Genomic DNA, 17,783 nt, shown 5'->3' on the forward strand with positions numbered 1-17,783 from the left:
GGTGAGCGGAGGGCGGGGGCGCCTGGACCGTGGTGAGCCGGGCGCCTGGGGCGGAGGAGCCTGGATGCCCGGAGAGGCGCCTTCTGGGGAATGTCCGGGGCGGGTCGCCCGGAGGGGCGGCCTGAGTGGCACCCGGGGGCGGTGCGGGGTCGCGGAGGTGCCGGATACGCGCCTGCGGCTGCTGCCCTTCCACCCGAGAGGCACCCGGAACGAGGGGCACACCCAATCCCAGGGGCTACCCCGCAAGGAACCCACCCCGGGGGGCCGCCCAAGGAACCCGCCCAGGGAGGCCCCAGGAACTCACTCCACCCGACGGACATAATCCGCCCGTAACCCACATAGACCACCCACATCGCCCATTACGCCCACACTTCCTACGGTGAGGGCATGACCGCGCCGATACCTCCGATACCGTCGCCGCCTCCGCCCACCCCGGCTCCCTCGCCAGACTCGCCACCCGCCACACCCGCGGCGTCCCCGACGCCCTCGATCCCCCGGGACATCCCGGACCTCCCCGCGATCCCGGGCATCACGGCACTGGCGCCCTACGTCGTCCCCGCGACCGCTGTCGTGACGCCCGTGCGCCGCCCGTGGACGGCGGTCTACCGCCTCCTGGTCGCCGCGGTGGCTGCGGCAGCGGTGACCGCCGAGATCATCGTCGGCCCGCCGCTGCACGTCCTGAGCCACTTCGCGATCCAGAGCACCCTCGTGCTCGTCCTGGCCCTCGCCCTCTCGGCCCGCAGGGCCTGGACCGCCCGCCGCCCCGCACCGGCGGCCCTGACCGGCGCAGCCGTGCTCTACGTCACCATGACGGCACTGGTCTACCACCTGCTGCTGACCGAGGCGTCCCCGCCGTTCTCGATCACGGACTCCCCCGGCACCCACCCGCTCTGGCAGTCGGTGGCCGGCCGGCTCCTCCACACGGTGATCCCGGTCGCCGCCCTCCTGGACTGGCTCGTACTGACCACCCCGGCCCGCCTCCACCTGCGACAGGCCGCGCCCTGGCTGCTCTACCCCCTGGCCTACCTGGCTTTCTCCCTGACCCGCGGCGAACTGCTCCCGGCGGGCTCCGCGCACCGCTACCTGTACGCCTTCCTGGACGTCGGCCGGCACGGCTACAAACACGTCCTGGCCAACGCCCTCCTCCTGGGCCTCTCCTTCTACGCCCTCGCCCTCCTCCTGGTGGCCCTCGACCACGCCCGCCCGAACCCGGTCCGCCGCCGCACCAAAACCGGATTTCGTCTCAGGCCCCCGGTGGGCTAAAGTAAACGTCGTCGCCGCGACAAGCAGTGACATCGGGGTGTAGCGCAGCTTGGCAGCGCGCTTCGTTCGGGACGAAGAGGTCGTGGGTTCAAATCCCGCCACCCCGACAGCCGAAATAGCAGGTGGACCACCTCCCAACGTTGGGAGGTGGTCCTCTTGTTTTTGCGTGCGTGTTTATCTGCGTGACTACCGCTTTCGCGTGTCTACGACCGCCGCTCCTGCATACCGAAGATGCCGTCCATGACCACTGCACCGGTCTGGATCACGGGCCGGATCTGCTTCCTGTAGACCTCCTCGGTCACGGCGGTCCCGGAGTGTCCGACGAGCCGGGAGATCTCTTCCAGCGGGACACCACGGTCGGACAGCAGGGACACGAAGCTGTGCCGCAGCTCCCTCGGCGTCCACTCTTCGGCGTTGATCCCGTCGATGCCCTTGAGCGCCTGGCGGAAGGCACGGCGAACGTTGGCAGCGTCGAGCGGCTTGCCCACGGCCGAGGAGAAGACGAGACCGTGTTCCTCCCAGTCGTCACCAGCGGCGAGCCGATCCCACCCCTGATCTTCGAACTGCTGCCAGAGGGCATCGACACAGCGCGCCGGCAGAGCGAGCGTGCGCCGGGACTTCCGGGTCTTTGTGTCCCCGCTCCTGCGTACCGACCGCCACACGGCGATGTGCGGAGGCTGCGGCGGGTCGAGGTCCGGCCGGCCCTTCAGGAAGACGTGGTCCCAGGTGAGTGCCCGCAGTTCCTCGGTGCGCGCCCCGGTCAGCAGGGCCACGACGATGTACGCGTACATCGAGGTTCCCTCCGCACCCTTGAGCACGGCTTCCGCCTGAGCGAACGTGAGCGCCTTGGAGGGACGCCCCGCCTGCCCTTGAGGCACCGAGCACAGCTCGACGACATTGCGCTTCACCTTGTCCCGCGCCATGGCCCGCTTGACCGCGCGGTTGAGGCAGGAGTGGATTCCCTGGAGCGTGCGCGTGCTGAGCGTCTTCGCTTTGGTAGCCAGCCAGCGATCCACGTCCTCAGCACTAAGCTCTCGCAGCTTGCGCGCGCCGAGCGAAGAGATCACGTGCTTCTCACTCAGGAGGGTCACGGTCTCGACGGTGCTGGGATCGAGACCTGCCAGGCCGTACGCCAGCCAGTCCGTCACGGCGTCCTTCACCGTGTAGTTGGTGGGCGCGATGGCAAGCCCGTCTTCGTGGTCCCGCAACACCTCCTTGAGCTTGTTCTTCGCCTCCGTCTTGGTCTTGCCGCTCCCCCGCTTCACGATCCGCTTGCCGCTCGGATCGAACCCGAGGTTGGCCGTAGCGATCCACCGTTGCCGCTTCTCGTCCCAGTGCAGGCCGCCGTCCCCACGACTCCGACGCTTGGTCATCACGCCGCCTCTTCCAGTTGGCCCTGGACGAACTCGCGTACCGCGTCAGCGGGCACCCGCCGTGCTCCATCGATCTTGATGGAGGCGATCCGGTGCGTGCGGATCAGGTCGTAGACCTTGGACCGTCCGACCTTGAGCCGGGCCATGACTTCCGGCACGGTCAGCAGTTCCGGGGCGGTGGTCATGCTGCGGCTCCTTCCTGGGCCAGTTGATCGCGTAGAACCTCACGAGCGGTTTCGCGGTTGAGCTGGAGGTCACGGGCGATGGACGCTGCGAGTGCGGATTCGCCGGGGGTGTGGCCGTGGCCGGCGTACTGCCAGTCGGCGAGGACGAGCACGGTGTCCGGCTCGGCGGCGTCCAGGCCGAGGGCGGCGTGTTCCTGCGCGGCGCGGTAGTCGGCGCGTGCCTGGCGGAGGGCACCGAGGGTGGTCGAGTAGCGGCGGGACTTCGAGGAGAAGTGGCCGCGAAAGCCGAGCATGTGAGCCCAGGCCCAGAGCCGCCGGTCCGGGTAGAGCGGGTCGAGGAGCTTGCACGCGGCGACGAGGCGGCGGGTGTGGTCGGGTACGCCGTGGCGGTCGAGTTCGGACATCTCACCGATGCGCCGATCGAGCGTCCCGGTGTTCTCCGCCGCCTTCGTGGCGTACTTCGCGACGTAGGAGGCAACGGCCTGTTCGGTCAGGTCAGAGCCGTCCCCGAACGCCTTGATGGGCCGTACGTCGAGCTGGGCGCCCCAGCGGAAGGTGCGGGCGGGCTGCTCGTCGGCGGCCGGGACTGACACCGAGGTGTAGGAGTGCGCGGCGGCCGCGCGGATCGAGTCGGTGAGGAGGTCGACCGTGGCCCAGGACGGCGGCGGCGTGTCCGGCCCCTCGGGTCCGTCGATGCGGATCACGGCGTGGAAGTGCACGGCACCGCGTTTCTGGAACTCCGCCACCTTGCCGTACGACAGCCGGGCGCGTTCCTTCAGCTCCCGTTGGGTGAGGCCGGCGCGGGCGGCGATCTCGCGGCGGAGCCGGTTGGTGAAGCGCTGCCAAAGCTGTCCGGCATGGTTGTTGAACAGCACGGCGCCCGCGTAGTCGTACGTCTCCGGGTCGAGGGCGGTGCCGAGGTCCGGGTCATCGGCCGGGTGGCCGGTGCCGCAGCGGCAGACGCCACGGTCGGGCCGGTTGTGGACCGGGCCGAACGAGGGGGCGGTGAGGGTGGCGAAGACGCGGGGGTGGTCGCGGACGGTGCCGGGGATGTCTCGGCGGTCGTCACCGGCCAGGCCCGCCCGGATGAGGTGGTAGGTGTCGCCGGCGTACGTCCACGCGCAGGAGGGGCAGCGGGAGGCCCGGCGGTTGCCGCAGGCGACGCGGAGCCGTCCGCCCGGTTCTCCCTCGGTCGAGTAGTGGTGCAGGGTCTGGCCGGTGGTCTTGTCCTTGTGGAGCACCCAGCCGCGCAGGTGGATCGGGTCGGCGCAGCCACCGGTACGGCGGACCTGCTCTTCCCAACGATCGAAGCCGGGGGACCCGGCCACCCGGAGGAGGTCTCCCAGGGTGATCGGGTCCAGGCCCGCGAAGGTCGCGGTGTCGGTCACTCGGCACCGCCCGAGGCGGATTCGGCGATCAGGTCGAGCGCGGAGGCGGCTTCCTCGGCGGCACGGGCGAGGGCGCGCAGGGCGCCGGCGGTACCCGGTCGGGCGAGGAGCGCGATGTCGACCTGCTCGCCGCCGACACGGAGGCTGACGAAGCTGCCACCATCCGGCGTGCTGTCGAACACGTTCACCCTGAAGGTGGTGTCCGGCTCCAGGTGGGCCGAGGTGGTGATGGTCTTCACGCGATCACCGCCCCGGGACGGACGAGGACGTTCCGGCACGGCGCCGGGGTGAAGTCGGGCATCATGGAGCTTCCCTTTCGGGTCCCTTGGATCTGGAAGATGGGAAGGCACCCGGGGCGGACGACACTTGGCGGTAGAGGCCGCCCCGGGGGCCGCTCAGCGACGCGTGCGGTGCATGCCGATCAGCGAGCGCAGAACCACAGCGCACACGGCGACGGAGACGCCGGTTATGGCCACGGCCAGCAGCATGGAGACCAGGACCGCGCCGACGACCAGGACCACGGCGGTGCCGCCGCCGACGAGGGCGAGCGCGTTGCCGGGGGTGAGCTGGACGACCGGGCGGGACGGTGCCACCGGGGCGACGAGGGCCGGCGGCGGGAACTGAGCCGCGGCCGGGGTGATGGCGGTCGGCTCGATGATGGCGTGCGTGGTGACGATGCCGGTCGGGGTCGGCATGGTGGGGATCTTCGGGCGGAACATATGCGGACTCCTCTACTTGATGAGGCCGTTGATGGCGGGGGCAATCGTGCTGTCGGCGAGGAGGAAGCCGCCGAGCAGAAGCAGGGCGATCAGCCAGGCGGGCGGCCGGAAGAGCTTGATACCGAGGTAGCCGACGACGAGCAGGGCGAGCCAGAGGGGAACCTCCATGGCTGTGACCTCCGGTCAGTAGGCGCGGCAGCGGTGGGTGCGGGCGGCGAGCTGGGCGGCGGAACGGCTGGAGTAGTCCGAGGACCAGCCGCAGCCTTCGTTGGTGCACACGGCCGCGTGCTTGGTCTCGCCGAAGCGGTCGCGGTGGGTGCCGATCTGGACCGGGCCGATTCGCATCACGGAGTGGAAGAAGTAGCGGGCAGGCATGGGCCGTTCTCCTTGTGTGTCAGGCGAGGTGGGCGGCGATGGTGTCGGCGAGCTGGGCCGGGACGCCGAGGCGGGCGCGGAGGGTGTCGGTGTCGATCTGGGCACCGGTCCGGGCCTGGTGGTCGGCGGCGACCTTCCGGGCGTGGTCGACGAGCGCGGCCGGGACCGGCAGGGCCGGGCGGGATGCCGGGGCCGGGTCGGCGGCCGGGGCGATCGGGGAAGGCTCGTTGGCGACGGGGACGACCGGGGCTGGTTCCGGCTCGGCGATGGCGGCCGGTTTCGGCTCGGTCTCGGGCTGTGTCTCGGGAGCCGATTCCGGGGCAGCGGCGGCTGGCGGTACGGGCGCCTGATCACCGGCCGAGTGGGCGAGAAGCGTGCCGCCGAGGAAGGCGACGGCGGGCCATCCGGCGATGCCGAGGCGGAGCAGGGCGGGCGGGTCGGCCAGGTCGAGGAACCCGGCGGTGGCGACGTTGGCCCCGAGCGAGGCGAACAGGGCGACCACGAACCAGCACCAGGCCAGCCGGGACGGTCCGTCGGAGCGGAGTCGGCGCCAAGCGGCGACCAGGAGCAGGTCGACACTGACCGGGTAGGCCCAGGCCTTCCAGCCGTCCTGTCCAGCCGCGGAGGCGAGGTCGTGCAGGTGGGCGAAGGACAGGGCACCGGCGATGACGGCCTGGACGAGGACCGCGTCGACGCGCGGGGCGGAGCGGGCCATCAGATGTCCCCGCCGGGGTAGTCCGGGCCGTCGCTCGGGTCGTAGCCGGGCGAGAAGGTGTCGGGCGGCGGCTCGGGCAGCGAGGCGGCCAGGGAGGGGCTGACGGCTTCCACGAAGTCGAGGTCGGCGCCGGTCATGTCGGCGTACAGGGCGAGTTGCCCGAGGAGGAGCACGGTCCGGGCGAAGTCGTCGCAGTCGGGGCACACGGTGGGATCTCCCTTCTACGGGCGTGGTCAGGCTGTGGCAGGAGCCGTCTTGGACAGCGGCACCGGGGCCGCCGCGGGGGCGCCGGCCAGGACGGGCCGGAACGGGTCGAGTTCGGGCAGGTCCGGGGTCAGGTGGGCGTGCCGGTTGCAGGTGTTCACGGCCTGGCGGAGCGAGGTGTGCGGGGCGCGGATGCGAGCCCATCCGCCGGTCGAATCGCCGGTGACGGCGATGCCGGGCAGGTCGGTGGGGATCTGGATCGCGGCCAGGACGGCGTCCGGGGCGATGTCGCCGAAGGCCATGTTCGCGCTGGTCTCGTCGTTGACGCGGTGGGCGGTGCGGCCGGTGAGCTGGGCGCGGAGCATGGTGATGCCCTTGCCGAGTTCGGAGCCGAAGCGCTGCCCGCAGATCTCCAGATAGATGCCGGCCGCGCGGCCGAGCTGGGCGAGGCGGACCAGGGCAGTGATGATCCGGTCCCGGCGCTTTTCCTGTTCCTTGTTCGCGAACAACGCGAGTTCGGCGACCTCGTCGACCAGGACGACGATCGGGACCGGCCGCAGGTCTTCCGGCAGGCTCCAGATGTCGGCGGCGATCTCCGCATCCGGCACGTCAGCGGTGATCCGCTGCTCGGCGCGGATGAGCTGATAGACGCCTTCCATCCGGGCCACAAGGGCATCGAGGAGTTCAGCGGCGCTGTCGGGGTTGTCGGCGAGCGCGGAGAACCGGCGAGCCAGCGGGAACAGCTCCACCCCTTGCTTGCAGTCGATGCCGACCAGGGCGACCCGTTGCGAAGCGAGCGCGGCCACCAGGTTGCGCTGGTAGACGGACTTGCCGGACTCCGTGGCGCCGAGGGTCAGAGCGTGCGGTATCGACCGATAGTCGCGGTAGTGGACCGAGCCGTCCTCCCGCAGGGCGACCGGAACCCGCATCGGCCGGGTGCCGGTCTTGGCCGGCATCTGCACCCGCTTGAGCACGTCGTAGCCGGTCATCCGGATCTCGACCACGCCCGAGCGCAGCTCACGCGAGGTGACCCCGTACATGGCGAACGAGTGCCGCAGCCGGTCACAGGAGGCAGCGACGTCGAAGGCGTCCTGCCCGGCCCTGAGCTTGAGCCGCAGCACCAGGCCGGTCCGAGTCGGCCGCACCCGGAGGATGCGGGGAGCGCGGGGGCCGGGAACGGGCCGGTTGGCCACCCGGGCCAGGGCTAAGCGCCAGCGCGACGGCGGGACCGTCAGGCCGCAAGCGTCCATGACCGAGGCGTAGCGAAACAGGACCCGCACGATGGCGAAGGTGACCCCGAAGGTCAGCCAATACCAGGCGGGACGCCGCCACCGCAGGAGACCCACGGTGGCGACGACCAGCACGAGAGCGACCACGAAGCGGATCATGATCAGGCCGCCTGCGACGCCGCAGCGGTCAGCGAGGTCACGGCGACCGCGCGGAAGGCGATCCCGTGGCGCTTCTGGCCGTTGAACTCGTTCTCCCACGGCCGGGCGACCAGGCCCGTGAGCGCGACCGGCGTGCCCATCGGCAGCTCACCGGAGATGCCGGTCTCGGGGACGGTGACGTTCAGGATCTCGACGTCACCGTGGAGGGCGAACATCACGCTCACGGTCATGAGCGTCGCGCCGGTCTCGGCGTCGGTGGCGACCTCACCGGTACGCCGGTCACGGATCTTCCGCTCCGGGGCCTGCGCAACCATCGCCGTGGCGTCGGAGGTGTCGACGGGGATCTGACGCATCAGGGGATCTCGCTTTCACACGGGCTGACTCAGCCAGTACTTACAGAGCTGTTGTCCTCAACTCCTCTTTAGGAGTTGCTATGACTATGCAGAGTCCCCGACCACTCGTCAAGTCCTCAAGAGGACTTAGACTGTGTGTCGAAGCAAGGAGGCCGCAGATGGCGAAGCGATACGAGAAGGTTTCGGAGGATTTGCGCCGCCGGATCGAGTCCGGCGAGTACACCCCCGGAGACCGGCTACCGGCGGAAACGACCCTGGTCACGGAGTACAAGGTCAGCCTGCCCACGCTGCGACAGGCACTGAGCGCGCTCCAGACCGAGGGGCTGATCGAGAAGAGGCACGGTCTCGGCAACTTCGTACGCAAGCAGCGCCAGCGCGCCGAACGGAGCAACCTCCGTCATCAGTGGGAGAAGGACCGCGCCCGCGCCGACCTGAAGGAACGCAGCACCACCGGCGCCACCGAGCGGGACACCGGCCTCACCATCGCCCAGTTGGCGTTCAACGCCGAGTACGAGCGGATCGAGGCCCCGGAGGCCCTAGCCGCGGCTCTGGAGGTCGAGCCAGGCACCGCCGTACTCAGGCGGACGTATCGCACCCGCAGCGTGAACGAGGACGAGCCGCTGAACGTGGCCCGCTCGTACATCCCGTACGCGCTCGCCGAGAAGAACCCGGATCTCCTCGACGAGGCACAGGAGCCGTGGCCCGGCGGCACCATGAACCAGCTGCACACCGTGGGCGTCGAGGTCGACCGGGTCGAGGAGGTCGTGACCGCCCGTCCCCCGACATCCGACGAGGTCGAAGAACTCGGCCTCATGCCCGGCGTCGCCGTCATGGACGTCCGAAAGACCCTCTACGACACCAACGGCCGGATCGTGGAGGTGGCAGACGTCGTACTGCCCGGCGACCGCTACGCCGTGAAGTGCGTGACCCCCCTGGAAAGGTGGTGAACGGTCGCATGACGCGCCTTGTCTCGGTGATCACGCCCGTACACGGACCGGCCGCACCGTATCTCGCCGACGCCTACTCGTCGCTCACCCAGCAGGAGATGCCCCCCGGTTGGGACTGGGAATGGCTCATCCAGGAGGACGGCGAAACGGACGACGTACGCCCGCATGTCCCCGACGACTCCCGCATCACCTTCGACCAGGGACGGAACGGCCGCGCCGGCATGGCCCGCACGATGGCCCTGGCCCGAGCCCGCGGCGACCTGGTCAAGGTCCTGGACGCCGATGACAAGCTCACCCCCGGGGCACTGCTCCGTGACATCACCGTCCTGACCGAGCAGAGCGGCATCGCCTGGACGACGTCACGCGTCCTGGACCTACTCCCGGACGGCTCAACCGTCGGTTTCGAGGGCGACCCACCAGCCGGGCCGATTGCTCAGGGCGCCGTCCTCGAACGGTGGCGGACGCACAACTACAGGGCACAGGTGCACCCGGCGACGTTGTGCGCGCGACGCGACCTCGTGACTGCGTTGGGCGGTTGGATGGCGTTGCCGTCTTCGGAGGACACCGGCCTCTTGATGGCCCTGAACGCTGTCAGCACCGGATGGTTCATCGAGGAGTGCGGACTCCTCTACCGCAAGTGGCCCGGCCAGACCACAGCCCAGGACGCCCACCACCACGAAGCCGAACGGCTAGCCCGAATGAAGGTCATCGAAAACCGCGCCGAAGCGTTGACGAAGCTCAGCACCTGGCACCTGTGAGGCGACCCGAGAGCCACAAGTGGCAGATGCGGTAAGAGTTTCCCTACTTCATCAAGGCGGCTCGCTCCGCTCACCGCGCGCGGCCCGACCCCCGGCCGGGCCTGCGCTCCTGTCTCCGTCCCGCTCCAGCCCGGCCGGCGCCCGTGCCGCGCGCATATCAACGAGCCGAAGGCCACGAGTTGACTGCCGCATACGAGCCGTCATGGTCAGAACGCTGCCTCCGGCGGGGGATCGGCCGACACCGGGTTGGAAGGGACGCCGTTGCCGCCCTCGGGTCCGTAGCGGCGTGCGCGGGGTGCTCCCATCCCGTCCGCCGTCGACCCAGGCAGAGCCGAGCAGACGCGGCCCCTGGCGTCCAGGTCGTTCGTACAGTGGCGCGCTCCACCTGGACGCCAGGGACCACGCCCGCTCCACGGTGTGTGGGTCGACGGCGGACGGGATGGGAGCTGGGAAGGTCGTGGGTTGATGAGAGATGCACGTGCGGCGACCACACGGAGGCAGCACTCACGGCTCTTGGCGGCCTGACGCGCGTCCAGAACCATATGCGAGGTCACCTGCGCAGCAGCCGGGCTCCATGTCAGCATCTAGTTCAGTCGGACGGCACGGAGGAAGAAATGAGAGCTCAGGAGTCCCGCATCTCTGTGGCGCTAGTGGCTCACCCTATCTACTACCCGTACGAGGTCTGGGAGCTAGGACTCGATCAGCTTGACATGTTCACGGAGGAAGTCATCGACGAACTCGATGCGATTGCCTGGGCTGATGGTGACCGTAACAACCACACTGTGTCCGCACGAACCGGCAAGCACAGCTGGGGCGCGGCAGGATCTTACTCCGAGATCGTTTTGCAGGTCTCATCGAACGTGGCCGGAGGCGTCGGAGCGGTAGCGATCACAGCAGCGATCAAGAATGTCTACGAGAAGCTGAAAGGTCGCGCGGAGGGTGAGTCATGGAGGTCTATGCCCTCATCCGACCAAGCGCTCGAGCTTGCGCAAGATCGCATTCGTCGGCACTACGACGTGGAAGTCGAAAAACTTACTGTCGTGCGGTCAAGTGTTGACGCGGAGGCTCAACGGTACGATCTTGAGTTCACGCACGAGGACGGCCGAAAGTTCGGTGCCACGGTAGGTGCCATCGCTGGGATGCCCTCATGCACACGCGTGTGGGCAGAGGGCTTTGAACCCGGGGTCCGCCCTATCCCCTCGTCTCAGGACCAGGAAAGCTGACCGACCAGCCTGTCAGCCTAAGGTCGACGTCTGACACCAACGTTTTACATCAATAAGTCCAGACAGCAGCGGTCGGATTTGGATCTCCGCAGACGGCCAGAATGGCCGACGGTGACAGACTAGCCGCAGCCGTCAACCCTAGCCTCGCCCATAGCGGCATAAGGTGCGCCGAGGGGCTGGCCCTGAGGAGCGCTTCCGTGATCCAAGGCATTATTGGTTCGTTGGCCGTTGCACTGATCATCGGTGTTGGCGTCTGCCTTCGACGCTGGGTGAAACGCGGTGATCCACTAGCTGTCACGGGAGAGGTACTCGTGCCCAAGGCCTGGGAGATGGCTCTGCCGTCAGACCATGCGTTGCCCCAGCACGTACCCCAGGACAAGCGCACTTACGTACCCATGTACAGGCTGCTGCGACAACGGGGCGCTGCTGACTTCAAAGCAACGACAGTCAAGCTGTTGGCAGAGAACAGGACCGAGCAACCACTCACGATTACCAACATCAAAGTCCACAAGGAGGAGGTAGGCGAGCCCTTCAGCGCTGCATGGGTTAGGTACCCGCCTGCGGGTGCGGCGGGAGCTATCGTCTTGGACTTCCTCCTCGACGAGTCCATTCCCGAAGCTTGGGAGGCCGCCTATGAGGACTCGATCGAGCGCCTGACACGGTCCGGTAATCGCCCATACTTCGATGAAAACGTCATCACGCTCTCCCCTGGAGAGTCACAGTCTCTGCTGATCACCGGGCGAGCGGAGAGTGTCCGGTGCTCATGGTGGTTGAAAATCGAGGTCGTCCAGGCGGGAAAACGGCGTGTAGTCGATGCCGTGCCGGAAGGTGGTGCTTTGCTCACCTCTGGCGCTCCTGCTGGAGGGTTCGGACGCCAGTTGGAATGGAGCTGGTACGAAGGAGCAAATGCGAGCTTCGTACCCCCACCATGGCTGACGTGAAACTCGTCTGCTGGAGCACAACCACGGACGGCGGCGGCAATCGGCGGCCCTGCATGACATCAGTGCACTAAGTGGGCCCCAACCACGGCGGCCCCGGAGCGAACTCCTAAAGCAGGTATCGCAGGTTCGAATCCTCCTCCTGCATCCGCATGCTCGACCGCGAACGGGCACGGCGACCATGGCAGCCCCTGCAAGTAGGTCGGCCCAGTTCGCAGTCGCCTGGCCGGCCACAGTCACGGCACTGCCTCGGAACTCACGTCGGCGGGCGCTTCATCGGGCGACGGCCATTCGCGTCTTCGTCTTGCTCGATAGTGAGCCTCGCGAACTAAAGGTGCTCGCCATCGGAGTTATCATGGCCACCTGACGTGGCGATCGCCAACAGGAATTCTTCAGTCTCACTTGGAAAATAACGGTTTCCTTCGTGATCGACGCGACGTACAGGCTCATACATGTCAGCCACCGATAGAAGGTCGACTGTTTCAAGGCGGAGCGAGCACACTGGGCAACCAAATGCAATCGGATACGCTTCACCGAGTCGGCGCTCGCCCGTCAAGGGTGGTAATCCGGTCGTGATCTGCCCCATGTAGCTGCATGCGGGGCACTTTTTCGGCACGCTCACTTGCACAACTCGACTTCGCGTGTTGACCCGCGGCACTCGGATGGTAAATGCTTGCACATATGCCTCTGCCGCAGCTGTCGGCAGCTTATGAATCCGTTGATGCAGGCGCACTCTAGCCTGTTCGATGAGGCGCCCGAGGTCACGTTGCGCCTTTTCCAATGCATTATTCAGCGTTATCGCAATGATGGTCTCCCATACACCCCAGTATTCCTCATGGGTGACAGTTAGGCGCCTTAGCAGCTCTTTTGTTGTCCGCGCGAAGGCCGTAAGCCCGTCGAACGATCCGCGGCCACCTTCGGCAAGGTGTGCGACACCATTTCTCAGTTCTATCAGTTCATCAAGATCGTCACCCTTGGATGATAGATATCCAATCTTTCTGAGTCGATCAATTGATTGAGCAGCTCCGATAGTCCTTACCCTTGCCGTCTCTCTAACGCCCGTTAGATGAAGCAGCGTCTCATCGTTCCCTTTCATCTCCATTAGCAGGAACGGGCTTGTATCTGCGAGTACCGCTTTGGCAAGCCTCTCAATGCTCACTCCGGCGTGGAGAAAGAACACCTCCCTGTCGCCCTCGGTATGGGCATCCATAGCCGAGTGGGCGAACTTCTTCGCTCCTCTAAGGAGTCCTGCAGTCGTCAATGATTCGTCCATGTGTGGACAGTAGCCACAACCGCGCTACACGTGCGACCAGTTACCGTACAGCTCTCTGTAGTCGTCGGCGGCGTGTGGGCCAGGCTGTTGGCACCACTGTTGATCAATGCGTCAGACGCCGGCGCGATCCACAGAGAGGCCGGGACTTCTGGCGCTCGGCGGCCAGCGCGCCGTGGCCGCACCACAAGCGCACCAGATGGAGCGGGGAGCGGCGGGGAACCACGGTGAAAGCAGTCGACACGATGAGGCCGTATCGCCACCGTTCGCTCAGGTCAGCCTCCGAACCGGTCGCAAGCGATCGCAGCATCCCAAGCTGAGACCTCTGGTGTCGTCGTCACGCACCGGCCGTCGGAGCTTGCTGTGGTCGACAACATGCCCCCAATAGCGTGGCCAAGGCCAGCGGGGTTGCAGCAGGACACGCGCGCGCCTGATCGGTCGAGGTACTCGCCATCGTGGCTGACTGTCGTGGGCTGAGGTTCAGACCAGCAGACATCAACGGACGGGATGGGAGTAGGGGGTGAGTGGTCGGCAGGGTGCTGTGGGCGCTCTCTCACAAACTTGCCCCTCCTGATCGCCTGGGCAACTACGGTGCTCACAACATCCCCAGAACGAACGGGAGCAGCAGTGCACGTAGGCCCGGCGCATTTCACAGTGAAGCTCTTGGATCAACTCGATGCCGAGCCCAGTGAGGTCTGGATCTTGAACGTCGAGAGCCTTGAAATGACGTCTGACGAGGTCATCAAAGAGCTGCAGGACCTGACTTGGCGGCCCGGAGCGCGCTACCCGCTCATGAGCAACATCAGCGCGCGGCAAGGCATCTTGAACTGGGGCGCTTCGTCATCGCTCTCTCAGTTCCTGTTGGAGATGAGCGCTGGTGGACTCGGTGGCATAGAGGCCGCAGGCATCGCGGCAGCGATCCGCTACACCTACGGCAAGTTTCGCGACCGATCCCAGGGTGACCCCTGGGGCGAGTCCATCTCTGAGGACGTAGCTCTAGCTCAGGCGAAGGCTCGGATCGTTGACCACTATGGGGTCGCTGAGGACGCTCTCTCTGTACAACGGGCAGAGACCAACGCTGCAGACAGGCGCTTTGAGTTCACGTTCGCTCACACCGATGGGAGATCGTTCGGCGCCGAGGTCGGGGTGATCAAGGACTCCCCCACATGCATGCGTCTCTGGCGGGAAGCTCCGCGCACGTGAGTCTGGCTCGATTGCGGGCGCTGCAATACGAGGACGCTCAGCGTGTCGTCCCGTAGGTGATCGAGAAGTTGACGCAAAGGATCTCTCAGACACCGGCGAGCTTCCGTCCTGACATCCATGGCTGACATCAACGAAGCCGGACGGGAGCGTACACCAGCGCCTCTGTCCGGCCGTCGCACCAATCGACGACAGCAGCCGAAGCGGGCTCGGATCGAACTCCTAAAGCGGGTGTCGCAGGTTCGCATTCTGCCCGGGATACCGTGCTGGTCATGTCCGCTAAACGTGCCTGTCCGCGCTGTGAGCAGGACTGGGTCCAGACGTACCGCTTCAAGGCTGATGGGACGTGCTTCATGCTGTGCACCGAGTGCGACTCGCTGTGGTGGCCCCACGAGACGGTAGGCGTCGCCCAGGCACACTTCCTCGACGATGTCGTCGCGGCACGCCTCGGTGTTGAGGGCAGCCCATGGGGCGATCGTGTCTGGGCTGACGTCATCGAGCCAGCGCCCGGACTCTAGCGCTGAACTCCGCCGCACCCACAAGCGCACCAGATCGGGCGGGGAACAGCGAGGAACCACGGTGAAAGCAGCCGAGCCCGCCGGGACCACTCCCCGACTGTTCGCTCAGGTCGGTGCCCCCATTCCGTCCTCGAATGATCGCGGCTTCCCAAGCGGAGAGTCCGGCTCTACCCAGCGTCTCACGTTCGCTGTAGAGCAATCCTCATCTCCTCGATCAAGGCTGTCCGGGTCTGCCGGGCGGCTCGCCAGGCCTGGACGTACTCCGAGGAGTCTGGGGCGTGTCCAGCAACCACCGTGTCGTGGAAGTCGAGCACGCTGAGGGTGGCGCGGCCGGCCTTATCGACGAGCGTCCGTTGGGCCACCAGTTCCAGATGTTGCTGTGCCGCGTACACCCCGTGCTCCCCGATCGCGACGTGCCCCCTGCCGACACGGTCCCCGGAAGGTTCCATCCGGGCGAATGCATCCCTGGCGGTGGAAAGGGCTGCCAGGTACTCCGAGAACGTCATGCGCAGCGTGTCACGATCCCGCTCCTGCCGATCGCGCCGCCACCGGACGTGATCAGCAACGAGGGTGGCGATCACACCGAGTACTGTGCCTACAGATGTCGCCACAAGCGTCGACCATTGCATGTGCCCCCCTGAGATTCTTGCGGGACCGGTTCGTCCACCCGCCAGCAGTACAGCAGCGAAGTACCGCAACCACAGCGCTCATCGATGAACTGCACAGTCCTCCGAGGCTGCGATGCCGCCAATATGACCGGCAGTGCGGTCACCGACGCCGACCGTCAACGGCAGAAGCTCACGGCATCTGATCTGGTCAGAGCCGTGAGCTTCTGTAGGCCCGCTGGGCAGCGAGAGCGGGGATCAGTGCACCGGCAAGTCAGCCCCCACCGGCGAGTTCGCCGTCGCGTGCAGTCATCGCAGGCGGTCGCCGCGGCTGGCCGCTACTCGGAGCGCGTCCCCCAAGGCTCCCGCCAGCCTTGCAGCCAAAAGCCGCAGTTCCACCGACTCCGCGCCTGAGGCTTCAAGGACATCGTGTGCCTGTTCCAGCAGCGCAGTTGCCAGGTCGAGTTGGACTGACTCGATGTCGTCCGCCAGGCGGGACATATAACTCTCGGGGTCGCTGCTGCTGAGGTAGCAGGGCTTGCCGTCGAGGCCCGACCACGGCAGCAACCGCAGTCCGTCTTGTGTGGTCACTCTTCCATCCCCCTGTCGTCGATCTGGTGACGTGTGGTGAAGACCGCGTCGGCGTGGTCGCGGGGGAACACCAGGAACGCGGCCTCGACCACGCGTCCAGCGGTGTCGGTGCTCACCCGCGTGATAGCGAGAACGGCCCAGGCAGAGCCGATCCGAAGGATCGATGCCTCCTCCTGTGTCGGCAGGCGAACCCTGACCTTCTCCTGGACCTCCGCCAGTGGCGGGCGCCGATTGCCCAGGTCCCCCGGCACCCCGAATCGCGAGGTCGACTCTTCGGGCATGGTGGCCGGCGCCAGGTCCCGAGGCACGTAAACACGCGCCAGGCTGTGGGGCGCCTCCCCCTCCTGGGCAAGACAGATGAACTCAGTGAGCGGGCTTCTGGCCGGTACGTTCATCAGGGCGGCCAGTTGGCCCCGCGCCCGGATCTTGGCCGTGCGGATGGTGACAGGCAGAGCCGGATCAGCAGGCGTGTCCGCATCGGGATACTGCGCTCCCCCGAGGTACGTGATCCTGCGGAGGGGACACCGGACGAAGTTCCCCCGGCCATGGACCTTCTCGATCAGGCCCTCTCCTTGGAGGACCGCCAGGGCACTCCGCAGCGTCGGCAAGCTGACCGAGTAGCGCGAGGCGAGGTCGGGTTCAGAGGGCAGGCGTTCGCCGGCCTTGATGCGGCCGGTGGTGATCTGGCTTCGGAGGTCGTCGGCGATGGCGTCTCGGCGAGAGGACATGGGCCGGGTCACCACCTTCTCATCATCCGCATGGCCAGCATCCGGGACCGTGAGTGCATGGTCAGCAGTTCGCCCGACTCGAACACGAGCTGCTTCGCGCCCTGGCGCAGTTGGATGAGATCGATCACCAGGCGCTGACGGCCGCCGACCTGGATAAGGTCTCCGCGCTGCACGCTCGCTGAAGTGATCTCGACCGGGGAGACCATCGCGCCCGTGGGCATGCGTTCCATCACCTCTCCACCTCCACCGACGCGGTTCTGTGGGGCGTCGCGTGGCACGGGCAGTCACACGCCTCGTAGATCACTGGAACGTCGACCGGGGCCGTGGCCGGTGCGGACTCCGCGCATGCCAGGTGCGTACCGATCCGGCACGAGGCCGACCGATACGGAACAGCCTCAGCCTTCGTGAGGCGATGTTGCGGTCGGTAGGGCATCAGGCAACCCCCGCAAGACCTGACCAGGCCTCAGCTGGCAGATGGCGGGCCACGACCACGGGGCGCTGCCGTACGCGCCTCTCCCAGGCCACCACATACGGCCGGACGAGCGCGTTTTCCTCGCCTGCAAGGAAGCCCGAGCGGTTCGTGGCGTCTTCCCGCTGCTCCACGACGGCGGTTACGGGCCCGTCCGTGGACATGGACAGCGCGAAGGCGGTCGGCGGCCGGGAGGACGTCGAGGGGCGGCGGTGCCTGCCCTTGCGGAAGTGCCGCTCTCTGGTGAGTAAGACGGCACGGCGGATATGGTTGAGCACGCTGCTCAGCTCCTATCGCTGATGGCTCGGTCCCCCGGCATCGCCCGCCGCGGGGACCGCTTTGTGTACGACCGCCCAGAGGGTGCGGCCGTTCAAGCTGGTGGCGAGGAGCCCGAATCGGTCAGCCTCGGCCACCGCGTCCAAGACCTCCCGCCACGAGTCGGCGGAGAGCGATTCCGGTACCTCCGCCTCCATTGACGTGCATCGTTCGTGCTCCTCCACACGGGTGGTGAGCCCGACGGCCGATAACCGGGCCGCGATGGCTTCCGCGCTCACTTCCCAAGCAGGCACAGGG

At 67.1% G+C, this 17,783-nt stretch carries 24 protein-coding genes and 1 tRNA gene; 7 read left to right on the forward strand and 18 right to left on the reverse strand.

Going from position 1 to position 17,783, the window contains the following annotated elements; translation table 11 throughout:
• The first annotated feature begins 387 nt into the window (after nucleotides 1-387).
• A complete protein-coding gene (locus tag AC6I72_RS14565; protein ID WP_498001201.1) occupies nucleotides 388-1,263 on the forward strand; it encodes a Pr6Pr family membrane protein in 876 nt (291 codons plus the stop codon).
• Between the two features lie 33 nt (nucleotides 1,264-1,296).
• A tRNA-Pro gene (locus AC6I72_RS14570) sits at nucleotides 1,297-1,370 on the forward strand.
• Between the two features lie 96 nt (nucleotides 1,371-1,466).
• Here the strand turns inward: AC6I72_RS14570 and AC6I72_RS14575 are convergent.
• The 11 genes from AC6I72_RS14575 to AC6I72_RS14625 all read right to left on the reverse strand — a co-directional run bounded on the left by AC6I72_RS14575 (nucleotide 1,467) and on the right by AC6I72_RS14625 (nucleotide 7,963).
• Complete coding sequence (locus AC6I72_RS14575) at nucleotides 1,467-2,636, reverse strand: site-specific integrase (protein ID WP_498001202.1); 1,170 nt, start codon at nucleotides 2,634-2,636, stop codon at nucleotides 1,467-1,469.
• Nucleotides 2,636-2,821 carry a helix-turn-helix domain-containing protein gene (locus tag AC6I72_RS14580; protein WP_498001203.1) on the reverse strand — a complete coding sequence of 62 codons (186 nt, stop codon included), beginning with the start codon at nucleotides 2,819-2,821 and terminating at the stop codon, nucleotides 2,636-2,638. The genes AC6I72_RS14575 and AC6I72_RS14580 overlap by 1 nt, the downstream gene beginning before the upstream one ends.
• Entirely contained in the window at nucleotides 2,818-4,209 is a 1,392-nt protein-coding gene (repSA, locus tag AC6I72_RS14585) for a replication initiator protein RepSA (RefSeq protein WP_498001204.1), read from the reverse strand. Before repSA ends, AC6I72_RS14580 begins: the two co-directional genes overlap by 4 nt.
• Nucleotides 4,206-4,448, reverse strand: coding sequence for a hypothetical protein (locus tag AC6I72_RS14590; RefSeq protein WP_498001205.1), 243 nt, complete (start codon nucleotides 4,446-4,448; stop codon nucleotides 4,206-4,208). Before AC6I72_RS14590 ends, repSA begins: the two co-directional genes overlap by 4 nt.
• A gap of 156 nt (nucleotides 4,449-4,604) precedes the next feature.
• Nucleotides 4,605-4,928: a SpdD-like protein gene (locus AC6I72_RS14595; protein WP_498001206.1), complete on the reverse strand. Its 324-nt coding sequence runs from the start codon at nucleotides 4,926-4,928 to the stop codon at nucleotides 4,605-4,607.
• A gap of 12 nt (nucleotides 4,929-4,940) precedes the next feature.
• The gene (locus AC6I72_RS14600; RefSeq protein WP_366729448.1) at nucleotides 4,941-5,096 is read right to left on the reverse strand and encodes a hypothetical protein; all 156 of its coding nucleotides are present in this window, start codon (nucleotides 5,094-5,096) and stop codon (nucleotides 4,941-4,943) included.
• A gap of 15 nt (nucleotides 5,097-5,111) precedes the next feature.
• On the reverse strand, nucleotides 5,112-5,303 hold the full coding sequence (locus AC6I72_RS14605; protein WP_498001208.1) for a mobile element transfer protein: 192 nt from the start codon (nucleotides 5,301-5,303) through the stop codon (nucleotides 5,112-5,114).
• Nucleotides 5,304-5,322: 19 nt separating this feature from the next.
• Nucleotides 5,323-6,018, reverse strand: coding sequence for a DUF2637 domain-containing protein (locus AC6I72_RS14610; protein ID WP_498001209.1), 696 nt, complete (start codon nucleotides 6,016-6,018; stop codon nucleotides 5,323-5,325).
• Nucleotides 6,018-6,224: a hypothetical protein gene (locus AC6I72_RS14615; RefSeq protein WP_360966744.1), complete on the reverse strand. Its 207-nt coding sequence runs from the start codon at nucleotides 6,222-6,224 to the stop codon at nucleotides 6,018-6,020. Before AC6I72_RS14615 ends, AC6I72_RS14610 begins: the two co-directional genes overlap by 1 nt.
• 27 nt (nucleotides 6,225-6,251) lie before the next feature.
• The gene (locus AC6I72_RS14620) at nucleotides 6,252-7,610 is read right to left on the reverse strand and encodes an FtsK/SpoIIIE domain-containing protein (RefSeq protein ID WP_498001210.1); all 1,359 of its coding nucleotides are present in this window, start codon (nucleotides 7,608-7,610) and stop codon (nucleotides 6,252-6,254) included.
• Between the two features lie 2 nt (nucleotides 7,611-7,612).
• Entirely contained in the window at nucleotides 7,613-7,963 is a 351-nt protein-coding gene (locus AC6I72_RS14625; RefSeq protein ID WP_360966738.1) for an SCO3933 family regulatory protein, read from the reverse strand.
• A 158-nt stretch (nucleotides 7,964-8,121) separates the two neighbouring features.
• On the opposite strand from AC6I72_RS14625, the gene AC6I72_RS14630 reads away from it, so the two are divergent.
• From AC6I72_RS14630 to AC6I72_RS14645, 4 genes are all read left to right on the forward strand, one after another.
• Nucleotides 8,122-8,910 carry a GntR family transcriptional regulator gene (locus tag AC6I72_RS14630; protein WP_498001212.1) on the forward strand — a complete coding sequence of 263 codons (789 nt, stop codon included), beginning with the start codon at nucleotides 8,122-8,124 and terminating at the stop codon, nucleotides 8,908-8,910.
• Nucleotides 8,911-8,918: 8 nt separating this feature from the next.
• Complete coding sequence (locus AC6I72_RS14635) at nucleotides 8,919-9,668, forward strand: glycosyltransferase family 2 protein (protein ID WP_498001213.1); 750 nt, start codon at nucleotides 8,919-8,921, stop codon at nucleotides 9,666-9,668.
• A 614-nt stretch (nucleotides 9,669-10,282) separates the two neighbouring features.
• A complete protein-coding gene (locus AC6I72_RS14640; protein ID WP_498001214.1) occupies nucleotides 10,283-10,891 on the forward strand; it encodes a hypothetical protein in 609 nt (202 codons plus the stop codon).
• A gap of 197 nt (nucleotides 10,892-11,088) precedes the next feature.
• Nucleotides 11,089-11,832, forward strand: a complete 744-nt coding sequence (locus AC6I72_RS14645; RefSeq protein ID WP_498001215.1) for a hypothetical protein — start codon at nucleotides 11,089-11,091, stop codon at nucleotides 11,830-11,832.
• A gap of 325 nt (nucleotides 11,833-12,157) precedes the next feature.
• Here the strand turns inward: AC6I72_RS14645 and AC6I72_RS14650 are convergent, their stop codons facing one another.
• Nucleotides 12,158-13,102, reverse strand: coding sequence for a hypothetical protein (locus AC6I72_RS14650; protein ID WP_498001216.1), 945 nt, complete (start codon nucleotides 13,100-13,102; stop codon nucleotides 12,158-12,160).
• A gap of 660 nt (nucleotides 13,103-13,762) precedes the next feature.
• On the opposite strand from AC6I72_RS14650, the gene AC6I72_RS14655 reads away from it, so the two are divergent.
• Nucleotides 13,763-14,302 carry a hypothetical protein gene (locus tag AC6I72_RS14655; RefSeq protein ID WP_498001218.1) on the forward strand — a complete coding sequence of 180 codons (540 nt, stop codon included), beginning with the start codon at nucleotides 13,763-13,765 and terminating at the stop codon, nucleotides 14,300-14,302.
• A gap of 694 nt (nucleotides 14,303-14,996) precedes the next feature.
• On the opposite strand, the gene AC6I72_RS14660 is transcribed toward AC6I72_RS14655, so the two are convergent.
• The 6 genes from AC6I72_RS14660 to AC6I72_RS14685 form a co-directional block, all read right to left on the reverse strand.
• Nucleotides 14,997-15,398, reverse strand: coding sequence for a hypothetical protein (locus tag AC6I72_RS14660; RefSeq protein ID WP_498001219.1), 402 nt, complete (start codon nucleotides 15,396-15,398; stop codon nucleotides 14,997-14,999).
• 333 nt (nucleotides 15,399-15,731) lie between these two features.
• A complete protein-coding gene (locus AC6I72_RS14665) occupies nucleotides 15,732-16,013 on the reverse strand; it encodes a hypothetical protein (protein WP_498001221.1) in 282 nt (93 codons plus the stop codon).
• Nucleotides 16,010-16,741 (reverse strand): GntR family transcriptional regulator, encoded by a 732-nt coding sequence (locus AC6I72_RS14670; RefSeq protein ID WP_498004694.1) that lies wholly within the window; start codon nucleotides 16,739-16,741, stop codon nucleotides 16,010-16,012. The genes AC6I72_RS14665 and AC6I72_RS14670 overlap by 4 nt, the downstream gene beginning before the upstream one ends.
• An 8-nt stretch (nucleotides 16,742-16,749) precedes the next feature.
• Nucleotides 16,750-16,971 (reverse strand): hypothetical protein, encoded by a 222-nt coding sequence (locus AC6I72_RS14675; protein WP_498001222.1) that lies wholly within the window; start codon nucleotides 16,969-16,971, stop codon nucleotides 16,750-16,752.
• 202 nt (nucleotides 16,972-17,173) lie between these two features.
• Nucleotides 17,174-17,488: a hypothetical protein gene (locus AC6I72_RS14680; protein WP_498001223.1), complete on the reverse strand. Its 315-nt coding sequence runs from the start codon at nucleotides 17,486-17,488 to the stop codon at nucleotides 17,174-17,176.
• A 12-nt stretch (nucleotides 17,489-17,500) separates the two neighbouring features.
• Entirely contained in the window at nucleotides 17,501-17,779 is a 279-nt protein-coding gene (locus tag AC6I72_RS14685) for a hypothetical protein (protein ID WP_498001224.1), read from the reverse strand.
• Nucleotides 17,780-17,783: the final 4 nt, after the last annotated feature.

It is taken from the genome of Streptomyces sp. Xyl84, assembly GCF_059731885.1.

Coding starts and splice junctions, on each gene's coding strand:
- AC6I72_RS14565 (WP_498001201.1), top strand. CDS start 388: ATGACCGCGCCGATACCTCCGATACCGTCGCCGCCTCCGCCCACCCCG.
- AC6I72_RS14575 (WP_498001202.1), bottom strand. CDS start 2,636: ATGACCAAGCGTCGGAGTCGTGGGGACGGCGGCCTGCACTGGGACGAG.
- AC6I72_RS14580 (WP_498001203.1), bottom strand. CDS start 2,821: ATGACCACCGCCCCGGAACTGCTGACCGTGCCGGAAGTCATGGCCCGG.
- AC6I72_RS14595 (WP_498001206.1), bottom strand. CDS start 4,928: ATGTTCCGCCCGAAGATCCCCACCATGCCGACCCCGACCGGCATCGTC.
- AC6I72_RS14600 (WP_366729448.1), bottom strand. CDS start 5,096: ATGGAGGTTCCCCTCTGGCTCGCCCTGCTCGTCGTCGGCTACCTCGGT.
- AC6I72_RS14605 (WP_498001208.1), bottom strand. CDS start 5,303: ATGCCTGCCCGCTACTTCTTCCACTCCGTGATGCGAATCGGCCCGGTC.
- AC6I72_RS14610 (WP_498001209.1), bottom strand. CDS start 6,018: ATGGCCCGCTCCGCCCCGCGCGTCGACGCGGTCCTCGTCCAGGCCGTC.
- AC6I72_RS14620 (WP_498001210.1), bottom strand. CDS start 7,610: ATGATCCGCTTCGTGGTCGCTCTCGTGCTGGTCGTCGCCACCGTGGGT.
- AC6I72_RS14625 (WP_360966738.1), bottom strand. CDS start 7,963: ATGCGTCAGATCCCCGTCGACACCTCCGACGCCACGGCGATGGTTGCG.
- AC6I72_RS14630 (WP_498001212.1), top strand. CDS start 8,122: ATGGCGAAGCGATACGAGAAGGTTTCGGAGGATTTGCGCCGCCGGATC.
- AC6I72_RS14635 (WP_498001213.1), top strand. CDS start 8,919: ATGACGCGCCTTGTCTCGGTGATCACGCCCGTACACGGACCGGCCGCA.
- AC6I72_RS14640 (WP_498001214.1), top strand. CDS start 10,283: ATGAGAGCTCAGGAGTCCCGCATCTCTGTGGCGCTAGTGGCTCACCCT.
- AC6I72_RS14650 (WP_498001216.1), bottom strand. CDS start 13,102: ATGGACGAATCATTGACGACTGCAGGACTCCTTAGAGGAGCGAAGAAG.
- AC6I72_RS14670 (WP_498004694.1), bottom strand. CDS start 16,741: ATGTCCTCTCGCCGAGACGCCATCGCCGACGACCTCCGAAGCCAGATC.
- AC6I72_RS14675 (WP_498001222.1), bottom strand. CDS start 16,971: ATGGAACGCATGCCCACGGGCGCGATGGTCTCCCCGGTCGAGATCACT.